Annotated in this window: 9 protein-coding genes; 8 read left to right on the top strand and 1 reads right to left on the bottom strand. The window is 69.9% G+C overall.

All coding sequences use genetic code 11. The features are described from left to right. Nucleotides 1–19 precede the first annotated feature (19 nt). Nucleotides 20–208, bottom strand: a complete 189-nt coding sequence (locus OG514_RS30680; protein WP_266900257.1) for a hypothetical protein — start codon at nt 206–208, stop codon at nt 20–22. Nucleotides 209–498: 290 nt separating this feature from the next. Here OG514_RS30680 and OG514_RS30675 point away from each other — a divergent pair, with 290 nt between their 5' ends. The 8 genes from OG514_RS30675 (at nt 499) to OG514_RS30640 (ending at nt 11,844) form a co-directional block, all read left to right on the top strand. Next, nucleotides 499–1,812, top strand: coding sequence for a sodium:proton antiporter (locus tag OG514_RS30675; RefSeq protein WP_266900255.1), 1,314 nt, complete (start codon nt 499–501; stop codon nt 1,810–1,812). 365 nt (nt 1,813–2,177) lie between these two features. After that, on the top strand, nt 2,178–3,707 hold the full coding sequence (locus tag OG514_RS30670) for a gluconokinase, GntK/IdnK-type (RefSeq protein WP_266900253.1): 1,530 nt from the start codon (nt 2,178–2,180) through the stop codon (nt 3,705–3,707). A gap of 32 nt (nt 3,708–3,739) precedes the next feature. Continuing rightward, complete coding sequence (locus tag OG514_RS30665; RefSeq protein ID WP_266900251.1) at nt 3,740–4,657, top strand: cyclase family protein; 918 nt, start codon at nt 3,740–3,742, stop codon at nt 4,655–4,657. A gap of 187 nt (nt 4,658–4,844) precedes the next feature. Continuing rightward, complete coding sequence (locus OG514_RS30660) at nt 4,845–6,425, top strand: GMC oxidoreductase (RefSeq protein WP_266900249.1); 1,581 nt, start codon at nt 4,845–4,847, stop codon at nt 6,423–6,425. A gap of 166 nt (nt 6,426–6,591) precedes the next feature. Then, entirely contained in the window at nt 6,592–7,431 is an 840-nt protein-coding gene (locus tag OG514_RS30655) for an SDR family oxidoreductase (protein WP_266900247.1), read from the top strand. A 42-nt stretch (nt 7,432–7,473) separates the two neighbouring features. Continuing rightward, on the top strand, nt 7,474–8,952 hold the full coding sequence (locus OG514_RS30650; protein WP_266900245.1) for a cytochrome ubiquinol oxidase subunit I: 1,479 nt from the start codon (nt 7,474–7,476) through the stop codon (nt 8,950–8,952). Further along, nucleotides 8,949–10,007 carry a cytochrome d ubiquinol oxidase subunit II gene (locus tag OG514_RS30645; protein WP_266900243.1) on the top strand — a complete coding sequence of 353 codons (1,059 nt, stop codon included), beginning with the start codon at nt 8,949–8,951 and terminating at the stop codon, nt 10,005–10,007. The genes OG514_RS30650 and OG514_RS30645 overlap by 4 nt, the downstream gene beginning before the upstream one ends. 61 nt (nt 10,008–10,068) lie before the next feature. Next, entirely contained in the window at nt 10,069–11,844 is a 1,776-nt protein-coding gene (locus OG514_RS30640) for a sodium:proton antiporter (protein ID WP_266900241.1), read from the top strand.

Raw genomic sequence — 11,844 nt, 5'->3', positions numbered from 1 at the left:
GGCAGCCGCGCCCTGTCGCTCAGGGGCAGCTCGAAGCCGGGTTGTCGTGGACGAGGGCGCAGATCATCTGCTCGCCGCGTCGGTGGTCCGGGTAGGTGGTGCGCAGTTCGGCCTTGAAGCCGTTCCACTGGCGAGTGGTCTCGGCGGTGGCCCCGGACGCGGCGGGGCTGAAGTTGTCGCCGGTGTTCCAGGCCGTCGCACTTGGCACGGTCGGAGCTCTCCTTCCACGTGCAGGGGGAGGACAGATCGCTCTGGTCGGCCAGAGGGCCGAGGAGAAGTACCCTCCGTGGTCATCGACATGCTCCACCGGGAGACGGCACGCCCGGGCGGACCGTACCGGCGAGTCTTGGCTACGCCGTGCTCGCACATGTCTACGGGGCCGACGTCGACCCGTCGTTCCGCACGGCGCTGTCCGGCGTGTCCCCGTCGACGTCGGCAGAGCGGGGCTCGCCGACCTGTAGAAGGGGGCCCACGGGCGATCATCCGGAGGTCTGGGACATGAGTAGTGGTGCTTGGGCAGGCGCCGCAGTCGCCACCATCACCGCCGCGTACGCGCTGGGCTCGCGTCGGCTGTCCACCACGCCGATCTCGTCGGCGATGGTGTTCGTCGGTGCCGGCATCGTCATCGGGCCTGCCGTGCTGGACGTCATCGACGTGGCGCACGACGCCGCGCCGATCGTCGCCCTCCTCGAAATCACCCTGGCGCTCGTGCTGTTCACCGATGCCATGACGGTCCGCAGGCGGGACCTTCGGGCCGGCGGATTCCTCCCCGGCCGCCTGCTGGGCATCGGGCTTCTGCTGAGTATCGGAGCCGGCTGGCTGCTTGCCTGGCCTCTGTTGCCGGGGCTGACTCTGTGGGAACTCGGCCTTGTCGGTGCCATCCTCGCCCCGACCGACGCCGCTCTCGGCAAGACAGCGATCACCCACCCTCGCGTTCCGGCGCTCGTACGTCACGGACTGAATGTCGAGAGCGGCCTGAACGACGGCATGGTCCTGCCCTTCTTCCTCCTGTTCCTGGCAGCCATCCCCGGCACTCAGTACGCGGAGGAAGGAGTGGTCGGCGTCTTCTGGCAGGCTCTGGTCCTGAGCACCGCGCTGGGATTGCTGGTCGGGTGGCTGGGCGGCACACTCCTGCAGTGGTCCAGGGCCAAGGGATGGATCACTCGGGCATGGCGTCACCTCTATCTGCCGGCCGTGGCGGCCGGGGCGTACGAACTTGCCGTGGTGACGGACGGCAGCGGCTTCATCGCCGCGTGGGTCGCCGGGTTCGCCTGTGGGTTCGCCATGCGGCAGCACTCGACCAGAGTCGACAAGAAGGTCTCCGACCACACGGCCGAATTCACCGAGAACCTCGGCGAACTCCTGGCCGCGATCAGTCTTCTCGTCTTCGGGGCTGTGCTGCTCGGCCCCGCGCTGGAGCACTTGAGCTGGCGGATCGTCCTGTACGCGGTGCTCAGCCTCACCGTGGTCAGGATGCTGCCGGTGGCTCTCTCACTCGCCGGGAGCGGGCTGCGGCTGCCGACCGTGGCGTACATCGGCTGGTTCGGGCCGCGTGGTCTGGCCTCCGTGGTCCTGGCGCTGCTGGTGGTGGAGGATCCCGTCCCCGGGGTGGAACTGCTGGGGAACGTCGTCGCGATCACCGTCGGTCTCAGCGTCCTCCTGCACGGCGTCTCGGCCGTGTCCCTCGCCGAGCGCTACGGCCACTGGCACGAGAAGGCCGCAGCCGCATCTCGTGACCTGCGCGAGGGCACCCCCGTACTCGACACTCCGGCACGCGGCAGGCTCGGTCGGCCGGACCAGTCGGAGACCTGAGACAGCGGCATCCGTCCGTCCGCGAGCCCGGCCTGGTGTCGCCGGCGAAGGCCCAGGCCTGCACGTTCCACGTCATGTAGTTCTGCCGGCGGGAGTCGTAGGCGCCGAAGGACTCCCTCCGGGCGGGCCAGCCTTCCGCGAGCCGGCCGCCCGCCGCCGCATAGTAGCGGGCGTCGATCCGGGCGAGGTCACGCTCGCTCGGCAAAGGCTTGTCAGTCGTGAACCGCGCGATTCCGGGCGGAAGGACGTGGCAGGTCGCGGGTACCGACATGCGCCGGGGGACGACGGGGGTCAGATTGGAGATATCCGACCCGCCGGACGGAGACGTCTCGGCGGGCAGACGACATGGAGGAGCCTGTCAGACCATGGCTCGCGAAGAAACGACAGATGAGTCGCCGCGACTGGTTCTCGTCGTCGGCGTCGCCGGGTCGGGCAAGTCGACGGTGGGGCGTCTTCTCGCCGAGCGGCTGGGTTGGGCGTACCGGGACGCGGACGCGTTCCACTCCGAGGCCGACCGCGCCAAGATGGCTGCCGGCCATGCCCTCACGGACAGCGACCGGGAGCCGTGGCTCGAAGCGATCGGGGAGTGGATGGACCGGGCGACCGCGACCGGTCAGCGGGCCGTCGTCACCTGCTCGGCGCTCAAGCGTCACTACCGGGACAAGCTGCTGGCAGGGCGGCCCGACACTGTTCTGGTGTACCTGCACGGCTCGCGCGAGCTGCTGGAGTCCCGGCTGGCCTCGCGGCACGGTCATTTCTTCCCGGCGGCCCTGCTGGACAGCCAGCTCGCGGTCCTCCAGGAGCCGGAGCCCGATGAGCACCCGGTGGTGGTGGAGATCGACCAGCCTCCGGAGGCCGTCGTCACAGCCGTGCTGTCGCTGATGCGCCGGGACTACGGTGTCGGGGTTCAGGCGGACGGGCCGGGCCCGGAGCGGGCCGTCCACGCCGTCGTACGCGAGAGTTCTTCCGCGTCCCCCAGCCTCACGGGCGCGTCGTGGCGGTTGGTCCGGGAAGAGCAGAGCGCGGAAGTGGTCCAGCTGGGCGGCGCCCTGCGCGACTACGTCGTGAACGGCCGACACCTGCTCGACGGGTTCTCCACGGGGTCCACCGTCACGGGCGGGCGCGGGCAACTGCTCGTCCCCTGGCCGAACCGCGTGGGCGGCGGACGCTACCGCTTCGACGGCAGGGATCTGCAACTCCCCCTGACCGAGGTGGAGAAGGACAACGCGATCCACGGACTGCTTCGCTGGACCCTGTGGGAACTGCTCGCCCGCACCGCTGACTCGGTGATACTGGGCACGACGCTCTGTCCCCAGCCCGGATATCCGTTCCTCCTCGATGTCCGTGTCGAGTACCGGCTGGGGGCCGACGGGCTCAGGACGGCGGTCCGGGCCACCAACACCGGTACCGATCCCGTGCCTTACGGTGTGGGCCAGCATCCCTATCTCACGGTCGGCACCGAACTCGTCGACAGCGCCGTGCTGACCGTTCCGGCCCGGACCCTGCTGCGTACCGACGACAGGGGCCTGCCGATCGGCCAGGAGCCCGTCGAGGGCACCCCGTACGACTTCCGCACCGCCCGCCCCATCGGCGACCTGCGGCTGGACACCGCCTTCACCGGACTCGACCGCGATCCCGACGGGCGGGCGATCGTGCGGCTGGCGCACCCCTCCGGGCGGCGGGGCGTCGATCTGTGGCTGGGCGAGGGCACTCGCTGGGTGCAGGTGTACACGGGCGACACCCTGGCCGAACCCGAGCGCCGGCGACGGGGAGTCGCCGTGGAGGCGATGTCCTGTCCACCGGACGCCTTCCGGAGCGGCACGGACCTCACCGTCCTGCAGCCGGGCGCGACCCACGTGCTCCGCTGGGGGCTGATTCCCTGGGGGTACGCGTGACACCGTCCGTCGAGCCGTCGAGGACGGGCGACATGACCGCGCACGATTTCCGGGCGCTCTACGAGCGGCTCCGGAGCCGGGCGGCGCCGCCGGCGGTGAACGGCCGGTGTGGTGCGCTCCGCCATCTCACACCTGAGCGGGTGGTGGCGGCCGCCTCGGAGGTCCGGCTCGGTCGCACCGTGTCGATGGCGGCTCCGATCGAGACCGTACCGGGTCCCGACGACCCTGAGCCCGCGGTGCACCGCATGACCGGCCCGAGCCCGCGCGATCTCAGCTCCGACGCGCTCCACTTCGCCACCGACCGCTTCGCCATGAACGTGCACGGCGACGCGGACAGCCATCTCGACGCCCTCTGCCATGTGGTGTTCGACGGGGAACTCTACGGCGGGGTGCCCGCGAGCACCCTGACCGACGCGGGGGCCGGTCGGCTCTCCGTCGACCTGCTCGGCGACGGCATCGTCGGCCGGGGTGTCCTGCTGGACATCCCGCGGCTGCGTGGCGTGCCCTGGCTGGAACCGGGCGACGTCGTGACCTCGGGCGACCTGACGGCCGCCGAGGCCGCGCAGGGAGTCCGTGTCGGACCGGGCGACCTGCTGTTCGTCAGGGTGGGGCATCGTCTTCGGCGCACCGAACTCGGGCCGTGGGACTCGGCCGGGGCGCGGGTGGGTCTGCACCCGACCGCCGTGGAGTTCCTGGCCGAGCGCGAGGTCTCCGTCCTGGGCGGAGACGGCAACAACGACACCGCGCCCAGCGTGGTGGAGGACATCGCCTTCCCCGTACACGTCCTGGCCATCCACGCCATGGGGGTCCCTCTCATGGACTACCTGGGGTTCGAGGACCTCGTCCCGGTCTGCACTCGGGCCGGGCGCTGGAGTTTCCTCTGTGTGGTGGCCCCCCTGCGGCTGACCGGAGCCACGGGGTCGCCCGTGAACCCGGTCGCGGTGCTGTGACGGCCTGGCGTCGGGGACCGTCGCGGTGCCGCGAGAAGGCCTTGCCCGCCAGGGAACGCCACTCCGGTCGCCGTCCACGAGGAGGGCAGCTACCTTCGAGAGAGGTGGGGCCGCCGGACCCTCGCCCCTCGGGGCGCCAGGCGCCTGACATCGGGTCGGGGCCATGATTCCAAGGACGGTGGTCGCCATGGGCGACGCCCCTCACTATGACGTCATCATCATCGGCACCGGCGCCGGCGGAGGCACTCTCGCCCATCGGCTCGCCCCGTCCGGCAAGCGCGTCCTCCTCGTCGAACGCGGCGGCTACCTTCCGCGTGAGCGGGACAACTGGGACTCGACGGCGGTGTTCGTCAGGGGCAAGTACCGTGCGCCGGAGTTCTGGCTGGACAGGAACGGCGACGAGTTCCCGCCCGAGGTCAACTACTACGTCGGCGGCAACACCAAGTTCTACGGGGCCGCCCTCTTCCGGCTGCGTCCGGAGGACTTCGGCGAGATCCGTCATCACGGCGGTATCTCCCCGGCCTGGCCGATCCGGTACGAGGACCTGGAGCCGTACTACACGCAGGCCGAGCACCTCTACCTCGTCCACGGACGGCACGGCGAGGATCCCGGCGAAGGCCCGGTGAGCGCGCAGTACGCCCATCCGCCGGTGGAGCACGAGCCGCGCATCCAGCAGCTGAGCGACGATCTGGAGAAGCGCGGCCTGCACCCGTTCCACCTGCCGATCGGCGTCAACCTGATCCAGGAGAACGGCGGGCGGGCCACCCACACCAGCGTATGCATCCGGTGCGACCGGGTCGACGGCTTTCCGTGCCTGGTGCGCGGGAAGTCCGACGCCGAGGTGATCTGTGTGGAACCGGCTCTGGAGCACCCCAACGTCGAGATGGTCACGCACACCCAGGTGGTGCGGCTGGAGACGGATGACGGGGGACGCCGGGTCAGCGCGGTCGTCGGCCGGCTGGCGGACGGTTCCGAGGTCCGGTACACGGCGGACGTGGTGGTCGTCTCCTGCGGGGCGGTCAACTCCGCGGCGCTGCTGCTGGCCTCGGCGAACGAACATCATCCCCGTGGCCTCGCCAACAGCTCGGACGTGGTCGGCCGGTTCTACATGCGGCACAACAACCTCGCTCTGATGGCGGTGTCGAAGGAGCCCAATGACACCCGGTTCCAGAAGACCCTCGCCGTCAACGACTGGTACCTCGGCGCCGACGACTGGGACTTCCCACTGGGTGGCATCCAGATGCTGGGCAAGTCGGACGCCGAGCAGATCCACGGCGAGGCCCCCCGATGGGCCGGTGCGGTGACACCCGACATGCCGTTCGAGGTGCTGGCGCATCACGCCGTCGACTTCTGGCTGTGCGGTGAGGATCTGCCCCTGCCCGACAACCGGGTCACTCTCGACGGCGACGCCCGTATCCGTCTCACTCTCGACGAGAAGAACAACGTCGAAGGCCTGAAGCGGTTGAGGCACAAACTGCAGGGAATGCTGGGCCACCTCGGCATGCACGAGCATCACCTGCTGTCCCGCAGCATCTACCTGCACAAGGGCATGCCGATCGGCGCGACGGCGCACCAGGCGGGCACCGTTCGCTTCGGCACCGATCCCGCCGCCTCCGCGTTGGACGTGAACTGCAAGGCGCACGACCTCGACAACCTGTACGTCGTCGACACGAGCTTCTTCCCTAGCATCGGCGCGGTCAACCCGTCCTTGACGGCCATCGCCAACGCCCTGCGGGTCGGGGATCACCTCGTGGCCCGGCTGGGATGAGATCGGCGCGGCCGGGCCCGTAGGTGGTCCGTCCGGACGAAGACGCTGGGCTCAACGGCCCAAAGACGATGCGGAGGAGATGCCGACCGCCTCATCGGGTGATTGCGTGAGCTGCCCGGCCGCCCCGGCCCCGGGCCCAGGCGACCGCGCAGCGAGGAGGCAGGGAATGGATTCCACTGTGGAGGCACCGCAGGATGTGATCCCGGCGCGTTTGCTGCACGGCCAGAAGGCTCTGGTCACCGGGGCCAATTCGGGCATCGGCAAGGCCACAGCCATCGGCCTGGGCCGAGCCGGTGCCGACGTGGTCGTGAACTACGTGGCGGGGCGCGAGGCCGCCGAGGAGGTGGTCGCGGAGATCGCCTCGTTCGGGGTCCGCGCCGCGGCGTACGAGGCCGACGTGTCCCAGGAGGACCAGGTCGTCGCCATGATGGACCGGATGGTCCGGGAGTTCGGCACCATCGACGTTCTCGTGGCCAACGCGGGACTGCAGCGGGACGCCCGGCTCACGGATATGACGCTCGCTCAGTGGCAGAAGGTCATCGACGTCAATCTCACCGGTCAGTTCCTGTGCGCCCGGGAGGCGACCAAGGAGTTCCGGCGCCGGGGCGTGGTCCCCGAGGTGTCCCGCTCCGCCGGGAAGATCATCTGCATGAGTTCCGTGCACCAGATCATCCCCTGGTCGGGCCACGTCAACTACGCGTCGTCCAAGGGCGGCGTGCAGATGATGATGCAGACCCTGGCCCAGGAGCTCGCACCCGAGAAGATCCGCGTGAACGCGGTCGCCCCGGGAGCGATCAGGACGCCGATCAACCGCGCCGCCTGGGAGACGCAGGAAGCGCGGGAGGACCTCCTGCGGCTCATTCCGTACGACCGCATCGGTGACCCCGAGGACATCGCGAACGCCGTCGTCGCGCTCGCCTCCGACCTCATGGACTACGTGGTGGGAACCACCCTGTACGTCGACGGCGGCATGACCCTCTTCCCGGGATTCGCCACAGGCGGGTGACCGTCTCCCGGCCTGTCACGTCCACGAACAGCGAAGGCTTGCATGTCCACGTCGCTCCACCTGCTGGCGGATGCTCCGGCCCAACTGCTGCCGGCCCGGGAACTCATGGCCTTCACTCTGGCCTCCCACATCATCCTGGTACCGCTCGGCGTCGCCTTCCCCTTCATCACCCTTGTCATGCACTACCGCGGGCTGCGCCACAAGGACGCCACGGCACTGCTCCTGGCACGACGCTGGTCGGCCGTCATGGCGGTGCAGTTCGCGCTCGGCATCGTCACCGGCACGGTGCTCTCGTTCGAGTTCGGTCTGCTCTGGCCCGGCCTGATGGGGCGGTGGGGTGATGTCTTCGGCATCGGATTCGGCGTCGAGGCCTGGGCCTTCTTCCTGGAGGCCGTGCTCATCGCCATCTACCTGTACGGATGGCGGCGGCTGAAGCCGCGGACGCACTTCCTCCTGGGCCTGCCCCTGCCGTTCGCCGCACTGCTCGGAGCGTTCGGCATCCTGGCCGCCAACTCCTGGATGAACACGCCACAGGGCTTCTCGCTCGACTCCGGGGGCAACCCGGTCGACGTGAACGTCTGGAAGGCGATCTTCACGCCGATGTTCGGACCGCAGTACTGGCACTTCGTCGTGGCGATGGTCCTCACCGCGGGCTTCATGGTGGCCGGGGTCTATGCCGTCGGCTGGCTGCGCGGCCGCCGGGACCACTACCACCGGCTCGGCTTCGCCGTTCCGTTCACCATCGCCGCCGTCGCCGCCCCGGTGCAGTTCGTCCTCGGCGATTCCATCGCCCGGTCGGTGTTCCACAAGCAACCGGTGAAGTTCGCCGCGATGGAGATCGTCTGGAAGACCGACACCAGGGTGCCGGAGTACCTCTTCGGACGTCTGAACGAGAACGGCACCGTCTCGGGCGGCATCAAGATCCCCTTGCTCGACTCGGTGCTGGCCGGGTTCAGCCCGGACACCGAGGTGGTGGGACTGACCTCCGTCCCGGCGGACCAACGCCCCACGGCCACACAGGCGACCATCGCCCACTGGGCCTTCGACCTCATGGTCCTGATCGGATCCGTGCTGGTGCTGCTCGCCCTCTGGTACGGGTTCGTCTGGTTGCGGCACCGCCGACTGCCCGCCTCTACCTGGTTCTACCGCTCGGCGGCCTGCGCGGGCGTCGCCTCCGTGGTGGCCGTCGAGTGCGGCTGGATCGCCACCGAGGTCGGACGCCAGCCCTGGATCGTGTACCAGAACATGCGGGTCGCCGAGGCGGTGACGTCGACCCGCTCCACCAGCCTGTGGATCATGCTCGGTGTGGTGATGGCGGTGTACGTGTTCCTCTTCGGCTCGTTCCTCGTCATCCTGCTGAAGATGCGCACCCGGTGGCGCCTCGCCGACCGGCAGGCCGCCGCAGGGACGGGCCGTCCGCCGGAGGACGACCTCCCCTACGGGCCGCGAGCCCCCCTTCCCGTGGGAGACGCCCCTCCCAGCGGAGACGGAGCCGGGCGGCCCGGGGGTGACCGCTCGTGACAGCCGACCTCATCGCCGTGGTCCTGCTCCTGGCCGTGACCGCGTACGCCTGCGCCGGTGGTACCGACTACGGGGCCGGCTTCTGGGACCTGACGGCCGGTGGGACGGCGCGCGGCCAGCGGCCCCGGTGGCTCATCGACCATGCCATGGCTCCCGTATGGGAGGTCAACAACGTCTGGCTGATCTTCGTTCTCGTCATCATGTGGACCGGTTTCCCCGTCCTGTTCCAGACCGTGTTCTCCGCGATGTGGCTCCCGCTGGCCCTGGCCGTCGTGGGCATGGTCCTGCGTGGCGCCGGATTCGCCTTCCGCAAGCCGACCCGACGGCTCGCAGGCCGGCGTCTGTACGGCGCCGTGTTCGCCGTGGCCTCGCTCGTCACGCCGTTCTTCCTCGGTGCCGCCGTCGGCGGGGTCGCGTCGGAACGCGTGGCTCCCGGCACCGAGGCCTCGGCCGACATCTGGACCAGCCCCACCTCCCTCGTGTTCGGGCTCGTCGCCGTCGCGACCACGGCCTTCCTCGGCGCGGTGTTCCTGACCGGGGACGCCCGCAGGTTCGACGCGCCCGATCTGGTCGACTACTTCAGGCGACGGGCGCTGTGCAGTCTCGCCGTACTCACCGTGCTGGCGGTGGTCACCGCGTTCGTCACCCACGAGGACGCCCCCTATGTGTGGCACGGACTCACCCACGGCCTGGGGTTGTTCTTCGTCGTCGTGGCCGGAGCAGCCGCCCTCGCCACCCTGGTGATGCTCCTACGGCCTCCGAGCACCTGGATGCGTGTCACGGCGATCGGCGTCGTCGCGTCGGCCGTCGTCGCCTGGGGTATGGCCCAGCGCCCCTATCTGCTGCCGACCTCGCTGACCGTGGCCGACGCCGCGGGCGCGCCCGCCACGCTGACGTGGCTGGCGATCGTCACCCTGGTGGCCCTGGTGCTCGTCGTACCGGCCGTGGTCCTCCTCTACTGGCTCGACACCCACGGTGAGCTCGAAGAGCTCACCGACGCCGAGCTGCGCAAGGGGAGCGGCACCACGGGTGACGACGCGGCACCCGACCTCTGATCGCCCGTTCGCACGCGTCCTGGACGCCCCTCACGCCCGGACTCCGAGGAAGGAAGCCGCTGTGACCGACGACGAGATCCTTCTCGGACTCGCCCTGACGGTGGTGCTCGCCACCGGATCGCAGATCCTGGCCAGCAAGCTGCGCGTCCCCGCCCTGATCATCCTGCTTCCCGTCGGATTCGCCGCCGGCGCGATCACCGACGTCATCCACCCGGACAGACTGCTGGGTCCGGACTTCTCCGCCCTCGTGTCGCTGTCCGTCGCGGTGATCCTCTACGACGCCGGTCTGGGACTCGACCTGCGCAAGCTGGCCCACCACACCCGAGGGATCGTGGGCAGGCTGCTCGTGTACGGCGTGCTGCTCACCTTCTTCGTCACCAGCGCGGTGGCACCGGCGATGTTCGACATGCCCCTGCGCGTGGCCGCGATGCTCGGCATGATCCTCGTCGTCTCCGGCCCCACGGTCGTGGGGCCGATCCTCGACTTCGTGCGGCCGAGCGACAAGGTACGGCGCATCCTGATCTGGGAAGGGACGCTGACCGACCCGATCGGCGCCATCCTCGGCGCCCTCACCTTCCACGCGGTCGCCTCGTCACACCACATCGACATCGGTCGGGGTTACCAGCTGGGTCAGTTCGCACTCAGCCTCGCCGTCGGGATGGTGGGCGGAGTCGTGGGAACCGCGCTGCTGTGGTTCACCCTGCGCACCCTGCGACTCGGCGAGACCCTCGGAACGCTGGCACAGCTCGCCATCGTGATCGGCGTATCGGCGGGCTGTGACGTCGTGCGGGACGACACCGGGCTCATCGCCGCCATCCTGGCGGGACTGGCCGTCTCCAACATCCGCGGCTTCGACATGCCCTCGCGCCGGCCCTTCCTGGAGACTCTGGTCCAGCTGATCATCGGACTGCTGTTCATCTCCATCTCCTCCACCGTGTCCCCGGCGTCCCTGGTGCCGGTACTCCTCCCCGGGCTCGGACTGATCGCGATCCTCGTCCTGGTCGTCCGGCCGATCGTGGCCTTCGGCGCCGCGGCGCGCACGGACCTCTCACGGGGGGAGCGCGCCTTCGTCGGGTGGATGGACCCACGCGGCATCGTCGCGGCAGCGACGGCCTCGGCCTTCTCCGCCGGCCTGGTACAGCGGGGGGTCGCCGGGGCCGCGGAGATCCTTCCCGTCACCTTCCTGGTGATCGTGGGAACCGTTCTGCTGTACGCGCTGACGGCGGCCCCGGTGGCCAGACGTCTGGGCGTCGTCAGAGCGGAGGGCACGCGCGTCCTCCTGGTGGGTGGCGAGCCGTGGGTGGTCGACCTGGGCAGGGCCCTGAGATCCGCCGGCCTCGACGTGCTGATGTGGGCGGGAGTCGACGAAGAACGCGAGGAGATCAAACAGGCGGGCCTCGACCTCGCCAAGGGCGATCTGCTGGCCACGGCCATCAACCCCGGGGCTCGTCTGGAGGGCGTGACGGCCGTCTTCCTGGCCACCGACGACGACGACTTCAACGCGCTCGCCTCGATCGTGATGCAGGACAACGTCGAGGGTCCCGTCTACCGGGTGGGGCCACCGCACGACAGCCACGGCGTGGTCGCTCCCTACACCGGCGGCGACATCCTCTTCGGCCGCTCCCTGGTCCGGCACGTCCTCGCGGAACGCTACGGACGGGGTGCCCGGTTCGTGGTGCAGCCGGCCGCCGCCCCGCTGCCGCCGGAGTACGACACGCTCTTCGTGGTGCGGGCCGACCACCGGCTGGATCCCGTAACGGAGAGACGGGAGACCGTGCCGCAGGAGGGTGACACCGTCGTCCTCCTCGGGCCCGCGACGACCGCCGCATCGCTCTGA

It is taken from the genome of Streptomyces sp. NBC_00572 (assembly GCF_026341815.1).
Classification (GTDB): Bacteria; Actinomycetota; Actinomycetes; order Streptomycetales; family Streptomycetaceae; genus Streptomyces.
Note: the sequence above shows the minus strand (reverse complement) of the source record. Positions and strands in the feature narration are given on the sequence as shown.